12 protein-coding genes are annotated in these 15857 nt (G+C 61.7%); 2 read left to right on the top strand and 10 right to left on the bottom strand.

Annotated elements, in window-relative coordinates:
- Window positions 1–4: 4 nt before the first annotated feature.
- The gene (locus DXD24_RS07920; protein WP_117564488.1) at window positions 5–274 is read right to left on the bottom strand and encodes a hypothetical protein; all 270 of its coding nucleotides are present in this window, start codon (window positions 272–274) and stop codon (window positions 5–7) included.
- A gap of 168 nt (window positions 275–442) precedes the next feature.
- Here DXD24_RS07920 and DXD24_RS07925 point away from each other — a divergent pair, with 168 nt between their 5' ends.
- Window positions 443–1492, top strand: a complete 1050-nt coding sequence (locus DXD24_RS07925) for a YhcG family protein (protein ID WP_117564489.1) — start codon at window positions 443–445, stop codon at window positions 1490–1492.
- A 57-nt stretch (window positions 1493–1549) separates the two neighbouring features.
- Here the strand turns inward: DXD24_RS07925 and DXD24_RS07930 are convergent, their stop codons facing one another.
- Window positions 1550–2887, bottom strand: coding sequence for a hypothetical protein (locus tag DXD24_RS07930; RefSeq protein ID WP_117564490.1), 1338 nt, complete (start codon window positions 2885–2887; stop codon window positions 1550–1552).
- Between the two features lie 218 nt (window positions 2888–3105).
- On the opposite strand from DXD24_RS07930, the gene DXD24_RS07935 reads away from it, so the two are divergent.
- A complete protein-coding gene (locus tag DXD24_RS07935; protein ID WP_117564491.1) occupies window positions 3106–4302 on the top strand; it encodes a cation diffusion facilitator family transporter in 1197 nt (398 codons plus the stop codon).
- Here the strand turns inward: DXD24_RS07935 and DXD24_RS07940 are convergent.
- The 8 genes from DXD24_RS07940 to DXD24_RS07975 all read right to left on the bottom strand — a co-directional run bounded on the left by DXD24_RS07940 (window position 4299) and on the right by DXD24_RS07975 (window position 15851).
- Window positions 4299–5288, bottom strand: coding sequence for a hypothetical protein (locus tag DXD24_RS07940; RefSeq protein ID WP_089572154.1), 990 nt, complete (start codon window positions 5286–5288; stop codon window positions 4299–4301). The genes DXD24_RS07935 and DXD24_RS07940 overlap by 4 nt on opposite strands.
- A gap of 179 nt (window positions 5289–5467) precedes the next feature.
- Entirely contained in the window at window positions 5468–7135 is a 1668-nt protein-coding gene (locus tag DXD24_RS07945; protein ID WP_117564492.1) for a formate--tetrahydrofolate ligase, read from the bottom strand.
- A gap of 144 nt (window positions 7136–7279) precedes the next feature.
- Window positions 7280–8347 carry a Holliday junction branch migration DNA helicase RuvB gene (gene ruvB, locus DXD24_RS07950; protein WP_022095140.1) on the bottom strand — a complete coding sequence of 356 codons (1068 nt, stop codon included), beginning with the start codon at window positions 8345–8347 and terminating at the stop codon, window positions 7280–7282.
- Window positions 8347–8967 (bottom strand): Holliday junction branch migration protein RuvA, encoded by a 621-nt coding sequence (gene ruvA / locus DXD24_RS07955; protein WP_117564493.1) that lies wholly within the window; start codon window positions 8965–8967, stop codon window positions 8347–8349. Before ruvA ends, ruvB begins: the two co-directional genes overlap by 1 nt.
- Entirely contained in the window at window positions 8967–9488 is a 522-nt protein-coding gene (gene ruvC, locus DXD24_RS07960; protein ID WP_022095142.1) for a crossover junction endodeoxyribonuclease RuvC, read from the bottom strand. Before ruvC ends, ruvA begins: the two co-directional genes overlap by 1 nt.
- A gap of 294 nt (window positions 9489–9782) precedes the next feature.
- Window positions 9783–11756 carry a hypothetical protein gene (locus tag DXD24_RS07965; protein WP_117564494.1) on the bottom strand — a complete coding sequence of 658 codons (1974 nt, stop codon included), beginning with the start codon at window positions 11754–11756 and terminating at the stop codon, window positions 9783–9785.
- A gap of 117 nt (window positions 11757–11873) precedes the next feature.
- Entirely contained in the window at window positions 11874–12236 is a 363-nt protein-coding gene (locus DXD24_RS07970) for a desulfoferrodoxin family protein (RefSeq protein WP_089572163.1), read from the bottom strand.
- 150 nt (window positions 12237–12386) lie between these two features.
- Window positions 12387–15851 carry an SNF2-related protein gene (locus DXD24_RS07975; RefSeq protein WP_117646504.1) on the bottom strand — a complete coding sequence of 1155 codons (3465 nt, stop codon included), beginning with the start codon at window positions 15849–15851 and terminating at the stop codon, window positions 12387–12389.
- Window positions 15852–15857 lie beyond the last annotated feature (6 nt).

The raw sequence follows: 15857 nt of genomic DNA on the forward strand, positions 1-15857 counted from the left end.
TGGGCTACATCACCATGTTCAGCGCGTTAACAAACTCCTGGGCCTTCGCACGACTGCTCAGACTAAAGACGCAAGCGGTTAACAGTCGATTGCGCAGGAAAACGTCGCGACCCTTGATCCTGTTGACCCCAGTGATGTCCTTAAGGTAAACAATCTCGGTGTGCTTGCCACCAAACGTGCCCTTCTTGAGCACCTCAATACGGTTAGGGTAGATCTTGACGTCTTTAAACCTACCCGAACCTTTATCCTGGAATAGCAGCGTGTTCTTGTCCATGCATGTCACTCCCGTGGGGTTCGCTAAAACTGCCTTTATGGTCACATTTTAGTCACCGCAAGGCTCCCATGCGAAGGTGCCAGACAGCACAGCAATTCGTGTCCGCGCGAGGCTTTAAACTAGATGCGATAAAGATGCATTCCACAAGAGGAAAGTGGGGCGACAGTGATGGGCGAACTGGTAAACCGTGGAGAATCGGCAATCGTGCCCGAAGGTTTTTACAAGCAGGTTTCCTCGATTCTCAACGCCGCTCGCGACAAGGCCTATACCGCCGTTAACTTTGCGATGGTTGAGGCGTATTGGGAGATCGGCAAGAGCATAGTTGATGAGCAGGGCGGAGAGGAGCGCGCCAAGTATGGAGAGGCGCTGCTCAAGGCCCTCGCAATCAGACTTACCAAGGATTTTGGTAAAGGTTTTGGAGCAAGAGAGCTGCGCAAAATGCGTCAGTTCTATCTTGCATTTCCAATTCGGGACTCACTGCGTCCCGAATTGAGCTGGACACATTACCGCAGGTTAATACGCATTCCTGACCCCGAAGCTCGCACCTGGTACATGAACGAATGCGCCGACTCTCGCTGGAGCACGCGCCAGCTCGAACGCCAGATCAACACCATGTTCCGCGAGCGCCTACTTGCCAGCAAAGACAAGGAGGCTGTCACCCAAGAAATCCAAAAGAGCGCCCCAGCTCGTCGCCCCGAGGATATCATCCGCGATCCATATGTACTGGAGTTTTTAGGTTTCTCGGACGATACTGCGTTTCGCGAGAGCGATCTAGAGCAGGCGCTCATCACACATCTTCAGAAGTTCCTGCTGGAGCTTGGCCGTGGCTTCGCTTTCGAGGCGCGCCAAAAGCGCATCACCTTTGATGGGCGCCATTTCTATATTGACCTTGTTTTTTACAACTATCTGATGCGCTGCTTCGTGCTCATCGACCTTAAGACCGATGACCTTACGCATCAGGACCTGGGCCAGATGCAAATGTATGTGAACTACTACACGCGTGAGCTCATGAACGAAGGCGACAATCCGCCCATAGGCATCGTGCTCTGCGCGGACAAAAGCGATTCGATCGTCGAGTACACGCTGCCCGAAGACAACGACCAAGTGTTTGCCGCCAAATACCTGCCGTATCTTCCAAGCAAGGAAGAGCTGGCGCGCGAGCTGAGTGCCGAGTACCGCGCCATCAACGAAGCGACCAATGGCGAAACGCAAGGGTAGCAGCACGTTGCGACCGAAACGCCCGCACGCCTGTGAGCCGTCCCGCGCTGCGCTTCCCTACTTCCCAAAGATCGCAGCGAGCAAGCCCTTGCGTTTGGGCTTTTCTTCTCGGTAGGAACCCTCGACGGCGGCTGCAACCTGGCGCGGTTGCTCGCCGCCTCCACGGCGCACGATCTGGTACAGAAACGGCGACTTAACGTATTTGACCTCGATGGGCGTGGCGTGCACGGTGCTCTCGCCGGACAGATGAAGGCTCAGGTTGAGCGGCGCCACGATATGCGTCTCGCGCTTGTCGCTAAACACCACCGCGGCCGCGCGGCCCGTCTGGCCGTTCACGGCGATGCGCACCTGCTCGCCGTCGCGGCTATCCGTCGCCGGACGATCGACAAAGTAGACCGGCACCATCACCAGACCGTCCTTTTGCTTGCGGGCCTTGCGCGCCCACATGCGAATGCTCTTTTTATTGAGCCCCAGTACCGCCTCGGCATCGTTGCCGGCAATGTCGAGCGCCAGCTTATCAATGACCACCTGGTCCTTGGTAGATGCATCGACGGAGACAACGCGAAAGTCGCCCTCCTGCATGGCAGGATCGAACGGCCCCACCTTGCCAAAGTCCCACGGCTCCAAAATGCCCATAAGACGAACGTCCAGGTAGTTTGCCCGCGGATACGCCCAATCGAGTACCTCGTAGTACACCAAGGTCTCCTTGCTCAGGCCCTTGCCCGGGAAGCTCGCCATCATACGCAGGTCCGCCAGCGCCATGGGGAAATAGAAGAGCATCATGTCGTTTTGGATCGCGTCTTCCACGTCGTGCCCGGCAAAGGCATCCGGGTACTGGCGCACCAGCTGCAGCGCGTTGGCACGTGCCTGCTGCGGTGAGATTTCGCAGGGAATACCCTGCTCCGGCACATACTCCGCACCCACGCCCATGGTCAGACGTTTGCTAAACGTACCGGGCTTGAGCAGGTCGGCAATGCCGATCTTGTTGCCGCAGGACGGGCACTCAAACACACGCTGCGTTGACTCGCCCTCAAAGGACGCGCCGCAGAAGGGGCAGGGAATGCTCACGTGCGTGGCTTCTTGGAACTCCTGCGCCGTGCCGCGGTCTTCCCACAGCAGATGCTCCAGAACCGACTGATTGCGCCAGTGCTCATTAAAGAAATACCAGTCGGGGTCCACCGGGCGCTCGAGCTGCGACACATGCGTGAGCTTAAGCAGCCCATCGACAACCGTCAGTGGCGTATGGCGAATGCCCAGGGCGCTCTTGGGCTCCCCCGCATCGGCCTGCCACGGAACGACCGTGCCGCAATAGGCGCACTCAAAGCTGCGTTTAGCCTGGTGTGAGTACATAGGGCCGCCGCAGTTTTGGCATTTAATGGCAAACATCTCGTCCATGAATACGTCCTCCTTTGCACTGGGGCTGTCGACATTAAGTATGTTGGGCAGGTAAGCACGTGCCCATACCCATGTGGCCCAAAATGGACCACCCAGGCAGACGAGAAGGCTCGCTCGTTAGCACCGGCAGACTATTGCTGCATTTTCTGAGTATCGGTGCACGGCGCCCCCGCGCGAGCTACACTATCCCCTTAAACATGATTGTGAGGACGACCGCTATGCTATTTGTAAATCGGCTGGTACATACGCTTGTTCCCGGCAGCGAGGGCGAGCCGGTCGATACCTCCCGCCGCACCAACGCGGGCTTCGCCGCAAGCCTCATCTGCATTGGCCTCAACATCACCTTGTGCCTGGCCAAGGGCATCGCGGGCCTGCTCGCTGGCTCCGTCTCCCTCATCGCCGACGCTTTCAACAACCTCTCCGATGCCTCGAGCAACATCGTGAGCCTGCTCGGGTTCCGCCTCGCCAGCCGCCCGGCAGACGAAGGCCACCCCTATGGCCACGGCCGCTACGAGTACCTCGCCGGCTTGTTTGTCGCCGTCCTGGTTTGCGCCGTCGGCATCAACCTGATCCTCGAGTCGGTCACCAAGATCATCAAGCCTTCCCCCACCGCTTACACGCTCGTTTCCCTTGCGGCACTGGCTACATCCATGCTCGTTAAGCTCTGGATGGCCGCATTCAACCGCGCGCTGGGCAACCGTATCGATTCCGAAACACTCATTGCCACAGCACAGGACTCCAAAAACGACGTCATCACCTCGGGCTCGGTCTTGGTGGCGGCGCTTATTTCGCAGACGACCGGCTTTGACCTCGATGGCTGGGCAGGCCTGGGTGTGGGCATCTTCATCTGCATCAGCGGCATGGGCCTAGTGCGCGACGCCATCAGCCCGTTGCTGGGGCAAGCGCCCGACCCCAAGCTCGTCCAGGCAATCCGCGACAAGATCATGTCCTATCCGCAGGTCTTGGGCACACACGACCTGATGGTGCACGACTACGGCCCCGGTCGTCAGTTTGCCAGCGCTCACGTGGAGATGCCCGGCGAGGGCGACGCATTTGAGCACCACGAGATCCTGGACACCATCGAGCACGACATCAAGCGCCAGATGGGCATTGGCATCACGCTGCACTGCGACCCCATCGCGACAACCGGCGATGATTTGCGCGGCTGGGTCAAGCGCGGCGTTATGCAGATCGACCCCGCGCTCTCCATCCACGACCTGCACGAGCACGACGGGTTCGTTTCGTTTGACCTGGTGCGCCCCGACGGCTTTGACATATCCGACGAGGAGCTGCTGGAGCTCGTCACGCGCATCGTGCACGAGCGCCGACCCAATGCCTCATGCGTCGTTACGTTTGACTCGGGCTTTAGCTCGCCCGACCGTCGGCTGAACAGCTGTAGCCCGCTTAACAGCTAGTTTCCCTGCGCGCCCGAGATGCCGTTTTGCAGTGCATTCCAGGCACCCGTCGCCATGTCGCCCAAGTTCTGCGCGGTGTCGCCCAGGTTTTGTGCCGTATCGCCCAGCTCTTGCGCCTTGTCTCCCAACTCCTGTGCCTTGTTGCTCAAGTCCTCCAGCGTATTGGAACTCGAGCTGTCGGTACCGCTTTGGCCGTCGGGCGAGTTGCCCGAGCTATTCTTGTGCGTGAGTTGAATTTCGAGGTTGCCGCTGTCGTTATAGTAAGCAGAAGTAACGACCCAGTTGGCATCGATGACGGGCGTTGAGCCATCATCAGTCAGGACCACGGCATTCGAAAGATTGGCGCCGCGCGACTTGAGAAGTTTCTTGGCGTTGGACCAGTACTGCCCCGGGATATCGCTCAGATCGACGGTGCTAGACGAGGCGGACTCGGTTTGCTCGGCAGCGGTATCGGCCGTTGAACTCCCTCGCTTGTTGAGCATGCCCGACACAATGGCAAACACAACCGACAGCGCAAAGAAGATCGCCAGCACGATGAGGATCTTCTTGATCACGCTCGACGAACGCGACGGCTTCTTCTCCTCGTCCTCGCCATATTGCGGAATCGACTTGGGGTACTCGCGATACGGCTCGCGCGACTCGTAGCGAGACTGCGCCGTGCGAGGCATATACGTCGTCTGCTGAGGCTGCGGAATGGGATTTTGCGGCAGGTCATCATAGGGATTCGGCGTCGAGGCGGCATAAGAATCCTGCGGCGCGTAATCAAACGGGTCCGGAGCTGCGTTGCCATAGGGGCCTTGCGAAGATACAGCATAAGAATCCCGCGCTGTGTCGCCATAGCCCATAACCCGGGTTGGCTCGGCAGAAGGCTGCGTCGCGGCGGGGTCGGTATAACCGGGGTTGGGAACAACGCGGGTCGCATCGGCGCTATCGCCAGCCTGCGCAGAACCGTAGCCGCCCATCACGGTTGTCTTGTCCTGATCCATGCAACGATTCCTTTCCGTCGCGCGTGAGCCTCAAGTTATCCATGCATTCTACCCGCGCAAAAGCCTATGATGGGCAGAGCCCGTCGGTATCTACAAGACATGCGCGGGCCTAAGGATAAAAAAGCCACGCCGGGCCTTGCGGGCACGGCGGGGCGGGCTAGCAGCTATGGACAGCAGACTTAGAACAGGCCGGTAATGTTGCCGTCGTTGTCGACGTCGATGTTCTCGGCCGCGGGGACCTTGGGCAGGCCCGGCATGGTCAGAACACTGCCAGTCAGCGCGACCACAAAGTGGGCACCGGCGGAAACCTTGAGCTCACGCACCGTGATGCGGAAGTTCTCGGGAGCGCCCAGGGCCTTGGCGTTGTCGCTAAAGCTGTACTGCGTCTTGGCCACGCACACCGGCAGGTTGCCAAAGCCGTTCTCGCGCAGCTCGGCGAGCTGGCGCTTGGCGGCCGGCGTAAAGTCAACGCCGTCGGCGCGGTAGACCTTGGTGGCAATGGCCTCAAGAGCGTCGGCCACATCGGCGCCGTCCTCATAGGCAAACTTGAGCTCGCTCGGCTGCTCAATCAGACGCATGACCTCATCGGCAAGCTCGAGTGCGCCCTCGCCGCCCTTGGCCCAGACCTCGGAAAGCTTAACGTTGACACCGAGCTTCTGACACTCGGACTCGATGAGCGCAAGCTCGGCCTCGGTGTCCGTCGGGAAGCGGTTGATGGCGACTACGCAGGGCAGACCATAAACGTTCTGGATGTTGTCGACGTGACGCAGCAGGTTGGGCATGCCGGCCTTGAGTGCCTCGAGGTTCTCCTCGTTGAGGTCGGCCTTGGCGACGCCACCGTTGTACTTCAGCGCACGAGCGGTGGCGACGACCACGACGGCGCTGGGGCGAACGCCCGTCATGCGGCACTTGATGTCGAGGAACTTCTCGGCACCCAGATCGGCACCGAAGCCGGCCTCGGTAATGGCGACATCGCCAAAGCGCATCGCCATACGCGTGGCCATGATGGAGTTGCAGCCGTGGGCAATATTGGCGAAGGGACCGCCGTGGACAAACGCGGGCGTGCCCTCGAGCGTCTGCACCAGATTGGGCTTGAGCGCATCCTTGAGCAGGGCCGCCATGGCACCCTGAGCCTTAAGGTCACGGGCGCGAACGGGCTCGCCGGCATAGCTGTAGCCGACAACAATCTCGCCCAGGCGCTCCTTGAGGTCATTGATGCTCGTGGACAGGCACAGGATTGCCATGACCTCGGAGGCAACGGTGATATCGAAGCCGTCCTCGCGCGGCACGCCCTGGGCCTTGCCGCCAATACCGTCGATGACATGGCGCAGCTGACGGTCGTTCATGTCGACGACGCGCTTCCAGGTGATGCGCTTAACATCGATACCGAGCTGGTTGCCCTGCTGAATATGGTTGTCGAGCATGGCGGCCAGCAGGTTGTTGGCAGCACCGATGGCATGGAAGTCGCCGGTAAAGTGCAGGTTGATATCCTCCATGGGGATCACCTGAGCCCAGCCGCCGCCGGCAGCACCGCCCTTAACACCAAAGACGGGGCCGAGCGAAGGCTCGCGCAGGGCCACGGCGCTCTTGACGCCGCGACGACGCAGGCCATCGGCCAGACCGATGGTCGTGGTGGTCTTGCCCTCGCCCGCAGGCGTTGGGTTGATAGCGGTCACGAGGACGAGCTTGGCCTGGTGATCGGTCGGCTCGTTGAGCAGCGAATAGTCGACCTTAGCCTTGTCGAAGCCGTACGGAATAAGGTGCTTAACGTCGACGCCGGCGTTCTTGGCCACCTCGGTAATAGGCAGCGGCGTGACAGAACGTGCGATTTCGATGTCAGTAGGCATGGGCGGTCCTTTCGTTACCGAATGAGAAAAAGACCAATTCAGCATAGCACGGGCGCGCAATAGTAAAACACCCATAACCGATGAACGGCGATATGTTTACCCGATGCCCAGCGATAGCCCAACAGCCCGCCAAAACAAAGCGCCCTAAACGGTAGGTTCAATCCCCAGGTGCTCAAAGGTGCGAAGGGTTGCCTGACGGCCCTGCGGCGTACGAATCATCAACCCGCACTGCAGCAGATACGGCTCATAGACATCCTCGAGCGTGCCCGGGTCCTCGCCCACCGCGCTGGCAAGGGTCGTAAGTCCCACGGCACGACCGGAGAACGTCTTAGCGAGCGTCTCCAAAATGCGAATATCCATCCAGTCCAGACCGAGCTCATCGATCTCGAAGAACTCGAGCGCCTGGCGACAGATATCGAGCTCGATGGGGCCGTTGCCGCGCACCTGTGCGTAATCGCGCACGCGCTTGAGCAGGCGGTTGGCAAGACGTGGCGTGCCGCGCGAACGCGAGCCGATCTCGAGTGCACTGGGATGGTCGATCGTCACGCCCAGGATAGTCGCCGAGCGCGTAACAATCTGCGCGAGTTCCTCGACCGTGTAGTAATCCAGGCGATATGAAATGCCAAAGCGGTCGCGCAACGGGCCGGTCAACATGCCTGAGCGGGTCGTTGCCGCCACCAGCGTAAACTTGGGAATATCCAGGCGAATCGAGCGCGCCGCCGGACCCTTGCCAATCACGATATCGAGGGCAAAGTCCTCCATCGCGGGGTACAGGACCTCCTCGACCGAACGGTTGAGGCGGTGGATCTCGTCGATAAACAGCACATCACCCGGCTGCAAGTTAGTAAGGATGGCTGCCAGGTCGCCGGTGCGCGCGATGGCAGGGCCACTCGTGGTCTTGATCTGAGCGCCCAGCTCGTTGGCGATAACCGTAGCCAGCGTGGTCTTGCCCAGACCCGGAGGGCCCGAGAAGATCACGTGGTCGAGCGTCTCGCCACGGCTCTGCGCCGCTTCGATCAACACGCGCAGGCTCTGCTTGATATGCTCCTGGCCGCAGTAATCGTCCAGGCGCTGGGGGCGCAAAGTGCGATCGACATCGAGGTCCTCGGCCGTCAGCTCCGAGCCCACCATGCGCTCGCCGTGCGCCATGGATGCCGCCGGCGAGTTGCCGGGCGTCGCCCACAGGTCCTGAGAGTCATCGGCTTCCCACATCACGCATCCATTCCGAGTCGCTTAAGCGCCGCGCCGAGCAAATCCTCGACACGCATATCCTGCCCATCATACCCGCTCAGAGCGACATCGGTCTCCTGCGGGCTAAAGCCCATGGAAAGGAGTGCCGCACGGGCGTCATCGATCGCCGAAGGAGCGGCGGCGGGCACGGGCATCGCAACCTGACCGGGGATCGCATCGACCGGCACAAAGCCCTTGTCCTTGGCAAAGGTGCTCTTGAGCTCCAAGATGAGGCGCTGGGCGGTCTTTTTGCCCACGCCGGGCACCTTGGCCATGCCCTTGTCGTCCTCGGCCATCACCAGGGAATACAGCTGTCCCACGGTATAGGTGGAAAGTACGGCGAGCGCCAAGCGCGGGCCAACGCCCGAGACGGACACGAGCCGGTCGAACATCGTGCGCTCATCCTTTGAAGAAAAACCGAAAAGTGTCATGGCGTCCTCGCGCACCTGCATACGCGTGTAGAGGCGGACCTCGCCGCCGGGCGTCGGCAACGTGGCCGCAGTGCTGCCCGAGATGCCGAGTTCAAAGCCAACGCCCGACACGTCGACGACGGCCGAGCTCATCGTGGCCTCGACAAGCGTTCCATGGAGCTGGGAAATCATCAGTATCCGGTTCCTCTCTGTTGATAGAACTCGCCACCGGTAAGGGCACGGGTGCGGCTGAGGTTTACGTGGCAGATGGCGCAAGCCAGGGCATCGGCGGCATGGTCGGGATGCGGGTCGTGGTCGAGCTGCGTGAGCGTACGAACCATATACGCGACCTGCCGTTTGTCCGCGGCTCCGGTGCCCACAACAGCCTGCTTAATCTGCATAGGCGTGTACTCGCCGATCTCGAGCGCGCACTCCGAAAGCGCCACAAGCGCAGCGCCGCGGGCATGTGCCGTGGGGATGGCCGAACGAACGTTGGCGCCAAAGTAGATGCTCTCGACAGCAGCCGTGTCGGGTCGATAACGCTCGACGACATCCTTAAGGTCATGGGCGATATGCGACAGGCGCACCGCGAGCGGGCTGCCCGCGCTGGTCTCGATACAACCGTAGGCACGGCAGCGAACCTCGCCACGTCGCTCCTCGATAATCCCCCAGCCCGTATGGGCCAAACCGGGGTCGATACCCAAAATGACCAAGCCAACCTCCCCTCGTCACAAATACAGCACAAGGCAAGGCCCCGAGCATCATTCACGAACGTCTGTTCTAGAATAACACAACAGAGACCGTATCTAGCAAGCAAGGTTGAACCATAGGTTGAGCATAAGTCAGCGAGCGAGTCCCTGCCGTGGCAAGGTGTCGCGAAAGAGGAGCGCCGCGTACTTCTGTACGCAAGCGACGGTTTGAGCGGCAGATTGACCGGCAGGGGCTCGCGCAGCGTCGACTCGTTACGCGGTTTGGCAAAACCGCGTAACCTTGCCCCTATCCCATAGTTAATTTTGAGAGAAAAAGGGGAACTGTCGGGGATCAACCGGCGGATGCGGCATCGGGCCACCCTGCGGGCCACCCTGGCCGCCCATCATCTTATCGATGGCGTCCTGGACCTCGCCCTCAAACTTCTTCATACCCTCGTGCAGGCGGCGCTGGCCGTCCTCGGAGCGCAGCTCCTCCATCTGCTCGGGCGAAATACCCAGTAGCTCGCCCAGCACGCCCATCATCTCGTTTCGCACGCGCTCGCTCGTATCCTCGTCAGCAAAACGGCGCACCTCGGCGCGCGCCAGCGAATCGACCGTCATACGCTCCTTGCCGTTAAGCCCCAGGTCGGACCACGCGAGCATGTACGGCCAGGCGCGCTCGACAAACGAACGGGCTGAGACGATCGACGCCGTCGGCAGCATGCGGCGGGCGGCCTCGCCCTGACGCACGAGCATCAGCAGCAGCGAGCAGGCCTCAGGCTTGCCAGCGGCCATCGGGATGTCGTCGAAAGATCGATTGCGGTCCACGTGCGCCTCGAGCGCGCCATCGACCTCACCCGGCTCAAGCCCGCCGAGCAGCTGTGCCGCGCGGTCGAGCATATCGACCGGACCGTCGAGCGTCGAGAGCGCCTGCGCCAGCACTCGCTCCATACAATCTTCCACCGCGTTGAGCGTCACGAGCTCTTGGGGCACCACGGCAGACGTGCGGTTGCGCACACGCGCCACAAACTCAAGCGTCGACAGGTACACATCGCCAAAGGGCGCGTAATCGCCCTGGTAGCCGCCGCAAAGCGCCGGCGCCGCCAGCGCGTACTCGGTTTTGGACAGCGGGCTCAGCGCCATCGCACCCAGCTCGAGCGCCGTGTCCTCCAGCATGAGGCCCAGCGTGCGCGAGCGCAGACGCTCGGCATCGCCCGCCGACACGTCGCGATCGAGCACACGCGCCGCATCCGGTGCATCGCGCTCGACGGTGCGAATGTGCAGACGCTCGGCGATGGCGCGGACGGCGGCACAGCGGGCAGCCTCGGCCTCTTCCTGCGCCGGCGTAAAGATACGGTTGCGCCCCAGCACCAGGCCAATCACATTACGCGGGCCCAGAGCGTCGACGGTCAGCGCCGCCAGCAGGGACGACGGCAAGTCGCCCTCGAGTGCCACCACAGCACGCGACGCACCGTGGGCTCGGGCGTTGTCGCGCACGGCGAGCACCAGCGCCTGCCACAGCCACTCCTCGGAACGGAACTCGGGCAGTTCGTGATCTTCCAGGGCATCGAGCATCACGCCGCGCTGAATCTCCTGAACCAGCAGGCTCTCCTCAAAACACGGCGCCTGGGCCACCACGCGACCACAGTCGTCGAGCACAAACGAACCGCCGGTATACACCGACTCGTCATAGGCACCGACCGGCGCCATGCAGGCAAACCACACGCTGCGCTTGGATGCGATCTTGCGGTAGGCGCCGCTGCGTACGGCGGCAATGGCGGCAGTCTCGCGGTCGGTCATGTCAAACGCGTTGAATTGGAAATACGCAATGAGGTCAACACCGGTCGGCAACATCTCGAGTTCGCGGTCCAAGTCAAAAATCACGGCGATGCGCACGCCGTCCACGTCGAACACCGGCGGCGCCCAACGCGTGTCGTTGTTCTCACCACGCTGCAGGGCAATGCTCGAACGCGCCGGCACCACATGACCGTCCTTGAGCATCATGTAGTCGAGCAGCGGCTGGCCCTCAAACGAAACCGCCGCGGGCACGATGCAAATCATGTCAAGCTCCTGGATACGCTCGGCGACACCAGTCAAGCCGGCAAGCATGTCGTGCTCAAAGTCGGCAGTGCCCACCAGGCCCCCGGGCATGGCGCCCATAAAGAGCGGAGCCGGAACGCACAGCACGCGCGCCCCGCGCTCGTGGGCCAGACGAGCCTGGTCCTCGATGCGGCCGCAAATGCCCTCAATATCACCCAGGCGCATATCGATCTGTGCAAGCGCGAGCTTCATGGCTCAGCCCTTTCCGTCGTAAACCATCGAAATCGTAGTAAAAGCGCCGGCCGCATGATGCAGTCGGCGCTCGCATGTGCATATGCTAGCTATGATACCCCGAGCGGGGGCGCGCTCCTAGAATGTCGCGGACCACAGCCCGTGCAGGTTGCAGTAGGCATAGACGGTACCGGTCTTGGAACCGCCGGCAAAAAACGTCGCGGGCTTCATGCCGGGCTCAAGGTAATGGACCTCTAAGCGGCCCTCGGCCTCAAGGGCGATCCACTCAATATAGTGCTCGGGCAGGCTGGGGTGCTCGACCGAGCCAACGCGTGCGCGAATCACGTGACCGTCGCGCTCGGTCTCGACAACAGGCACGTGCTTCTCGTGCGCCGCGTCCTCAGTGTTTGCGGTCAGTTCCGTGCAACCGGCAGGGGTTGCAACGTCGTTGCCAAGGGCGGCAATGAGCTTACCGTCGGGGTCCTTAAAGAATTTCGCCATGATGTTCTCCTTTGCTGACGTGCCAATGTTCTTGATGGTTCTTATGCCCAAAGGCAGACAAACCATCCACGGCATTGCAAATGAACACATAACGGGCGGGGACGATGGGGCAGCGTGCGCTATCCGCCCTGGCGGCCCCACCCGAGCGGGTTAGCGCCCGTCGCCGCCCAGCAGCGCCAGAACATCTTCGCGGGTAAACAGCGCCGAGGAGATGCCGTCGCCGCCGAGCACGCTGTTGACCAGGTCGCGTTTGGACTCCTGCATCTGCATGATGCGCTCCTCGATCGTGTCCTTGGCGATGAGCTTGTACACGGTCACGGTATGTTGCTGGCCAATACGATGCGCGCGGTCGGTCGCTTGGTCCTGCGCCGCCACGTTCCACCACGGGTCGTAGTGGATGACCACGTCGGCCGCCGTCAGGTTAAGGCCCACGCCGCCCGCCTTGAGCGAAATCAAAAAGACCGGAACCTCGCCCGCTTGGAACTGCGCGACCATCTTGGCGCGGCTCTCCTTAGACGAAGCGCCCGTGAGCTTAAGGAAGGCGATGTCCTCCTTGGCCAAGCGCTTACCGATGATATCGAGCATACCTGTAAACTGGCTGAACAACAGGATGCGATGCCCGCCGTCGAGTGCGCCGTGCACGAGCTCCATACACGTATCGAGCTTGGCGCTCCCCGCCTTGTAATCCTCGTAGTGTAGACGCGGGTCGCAGCAGATCTGGCGCAGCTTGGTGAGCTCGGCGAGCACCTTGAGCTTGTCCTTCTTAAACTCCCCAGCCTCGCGGTGCTGCACCTGCTGGGCGATGCGGTCCTGGTTGGCCAGGTAGAGCTTGCGTTGCTCGCCGGTAAGCTGTGCCATGACGGTGTCCTCGATCTTCTCGGGCAGGTCGGCCACCACGTCTTCCTTAACACGGCGCAGCACAAACGGCGACACGAGCGCCTGCAGGCGAGCGGCGCTATCGCCCTCGGCATGCTCGACGGGGCTCTCAAAGCGCTTGGCAAACGACTCGCGCGTCCCCAAAAGGCCCGGCATCAAAAAGTCGAAGATGCTCCAAAGCTCGGACAAGCGGTTTTCGATGGGCGTGCCCGTCAGGGCAAAGCGCACGCCGGCAGGCAGGCGCTTTGCGGCGCGCGCCACCTGCGTGAGCGGGTTTTTAATGTACTGGGCCTCATCGAGCACCACGCGGGCAAAATCCTGCTCGACGTACTCGTCGATATCGCGCCGCATAAGATCATACGACGTCACAACCACGCTATGCTCGGCCACGCCGGCAATCTGTACACGACGTTGAGCTTTGGCGCCCACGATGGCGCACACATCGAGCGACGGGGCAAAGCGCTCCAGCTCGGCGGTCCAGTTGTACACGAGTGAGGCCGGGCATACCACGAGCGTGGGCTTGGTGTCCCCCGCCTCCACGCGCGCCAGAATATGCGCAATCATCTGGAGCGTTTTGCCCAGGCCCATGTCGTCGGCCAAGATGCCGCCAAGGCCCAGGTGTTCGAGCGAGCCGAGCCACTGGTATCCGTCGACCTGGTAGCCGCGCATCGTTGCCTTGAGCGAGGCGGGTACCGTAAAGTCCATCTTGCCGAGCGTGTCCAGGCGCTCGACGGTGCGGCGGAACGCGGCGTCGCGATCGGCCTCGAGCGCCGGCGTGCGCGCGAGCATGCTATCGACAAAAAGGGTGCTCGACGCGGGAAGCGACACGCCGTCGAGCAGGTCGACGGCATCGACACCCAGATCTTCGGCAAGGCCAAACGCGGCGCGCGCTCCCTCATCCAGGCGCACGATGTCGCCGGACGTCAGGCGCGCAAACGTCTGGTGGCGCTTGTACGAATCGAGATAGACGGCAAGGTCCGCGGCCGAAAGCCCGCTCGCGCCCAGCTCGACGTCGAGCAGGTTACTCTTGACGGTCGCACGCACCGAAAGCTTGGGCGCAGGGCGGACCGAGACCTGGCGCAGACGGTCACTGAGCATGACCTCACCCAGCTCGGACAGGGCGGACAGACCCTCGGTCAGCAGACAGAACAGGCTCTCATCATCGCGCTCCTCAAACGCCAGACCGCCCTTGTAGAAATCGAAGTACAGGGCCGCTGTATCCATAACGCGAAACTCCGCCACCTCGTCGCGAGGTGGCACACCGGGGCGCTGCTCTTCGAAGGGGCTGCCCGGAGCGCCCAGGCTAAAGAGATCCGCCGACCAATCGCCGTAGGTAACCGTAATTATGCAGGTCACGAGCCCATCGTCGACACCGATCGCCATAGCAAAGCTCGGCTCGGGTGCCACGGTATCGAGCGCGGCGGGCGCGGTGAGGTCGGTGTAGTCGCGCAAAATGGGCAGCGCCATACGGCAGAACTCACCCACCTGCTCGGCGGCAATATGGGCGGGCGTGCGGCACGGCAGCAAGCGCGACAAAAAAGGTGCGGCATGCTGAGCAAATGCAGCGTCGGTACGGCGCGCGCGGCGCGTGTCAACCAAGTAGGCGGCATCGCCCGACGCAAAGCAGTACATATCGGCGGGCAGGCGCAGGTCATAGCTACCACCAGCCGCCGGCGCGATTTTGGCGGCAAGCAGCGGTGGGCGCTTAGAGGACGCCTCGTCCTCCCCTTGCGGAGACAGCTCAACCGCCACGTCGTAGGTGCGATGCGTCGTCGTCCCCCGCGACCAGGCGGGCTCAAAGGAGATGGTCTGGCCGCGCAGCAGGTCCAGCACATATACGATGCTATGCTCGGACAGCGGCAACTGACGCTCGGCAACAAAACCGCTGCGGGCAAAGTCGTACGACGCCGAACGCGAGCTTGTGATGTCATCGAGATAGGCAACTGTCGTCACAACAAGGTTGAGCAGCTTTGTCGATGTTTCGTCAAAGGCCTCAGGTGAATGAACAAACGTGAGCTTCTTGCCATAGGAGAACGTGCCGCCGCGCACGTAGGCATCGGCCATGCCGTCGATGTCCTTGACCACGTAGGAGACCGATCCACAGCGAATGCGAAGCTCAAGCGCCCAGCTAAAGCGGTCGGCAAACAGTGGATTGTAGTACGGCACCAGCGAGGGCTCCAACACCGCCTTGGGGGCATCGGAATCCACACTGCTGGCGAGCTTGCGGCGCATGCTCGCCAGCTCATCCATGCGCGCGTCCGAAAGATCGGAGAGCGCCGCCATGAGGCTGGGACTCGTGGGGACGGGCGCCGGAAAGGGAAAGTTGGGATTGACGGCCGGCGCTTTGGGCGCGGTGCGCGCGGGCTGTTTCGGCTGCGCCGTAAACGTGCGGACCGGCGTGCGCAAACCTTCGACGGGCTCGGCGCCGCTGGCATCCAGATACGCCAGAGCCGTGGCAATAGCGTGCTTGCACATACCGGGGTAACGATAGGCGGCGGGGCAATCGCAGTCGTAGTCGATCACCTCGTGCTCGTCCATGTCGAGCGCCACGTGCGTCTTGTACAGGTCGCCACGCGAACCGCGCACCGAGCCCTCGACCGTCACGTTTTTGGAGAAGCGCGAGCCGCTGTCCTCGATCGACAGCACGGCGCCGTTGAGCATGAGCGAACGCCCCTTCATAAAGGTGCCGCTCAACGCCGCCTCTTTGCGAAGCGCCTGCACAAACGTCCCCTGCGCCATCACTTC

The sequence above is a fragment of the Collinsella sp. TF12-2AT genome, from assembly GCF_003436735.1.
Classification (GTDB): domain Bacteria; phylum Actinomycetota; class Coriobacteriia; order Coriobacteriales; family Coriobacteriaceae; genus Collinsella.

Bases quoted from the DNA above. Each gene is read 5' to 3' on its own strand.
- DXD24_RS07935 (WP_117564491.1), top strand. From the start codon at position 3,106: ATGCTATTTGTAAATCGGCTGGTACATACGCTTGTTCCCGGCAGCGAG.
- DXD24_RS07945 (WP_117564492.1), bottom strand. From the start codon at position 7,135: ATGCCTACTGACATCGAAATCGCACGTTCTGTCACGCCGCTGCCTATT.
- DXD24_RS07965 (WP_117564494.1), bottom strand. From the start codon at position 11,756: ATGAAGCTCGCGCTTGCACAGATCGATATGCGCCTGGGTGATATTGAG.
- DXD24_RS07920 (WP_117564488.1), bottom strand. From the start codon at position 274: ATGGACAAGAACACGCTGCTATTCCAGGATAAAGGTTCGGGTAGGTTT.
- ruvA (WP_117564493.1), bottom strand. From the start codon at position 8,967: ATGATTTCCCAGCTCCATGGAACGCTTGTCGAGGCCACGATGAGCTCG.
- DXD24_RS07925 (WP_117564489.1), top strand. From the start codon at position 443: ATGGGCGAACTGGTAAACCGTGGAGAATCGGCAATCGTGCCCGAAGGT.
- ruvB (WP_022095140.1), bottom strand. From the start codon at position 8,347: ATGTGGGAAGCCGATGACTCTCAGGACCTGTGGGCGACGCCCGGCAAC.
- DXD24_RS07940 (WP_089572154.1), bottom strand. From the start codon at position 5,288: ATGGATCAGGACAAGACAACCGTGATGGGCGGCTACGGTTCTGCGCAG.
- DXD24_RS07930 (WP_117564490.1), bottom strand. From the start codon at position 2,887: ATGGACGAGATGTTTGCCATTAAATGCCAAAACTGCGGCGGCCCTATG.
- DXD24_RS07975 (WP_117646504.1), bottom strand. From the start codon at position 15,851: ATGGCGCAGGGGACGTTTGTGCAGGCGCTTCGCAAAGAGGCGGCGTTG.
- DXD24_RS07970 (WP_089572163.1), bottom strand. From the start codon at position 12,236: ATGGCGAAATTCTTTAAGGACCCCGACGGTAAGCTCATTGCCGCCCTT.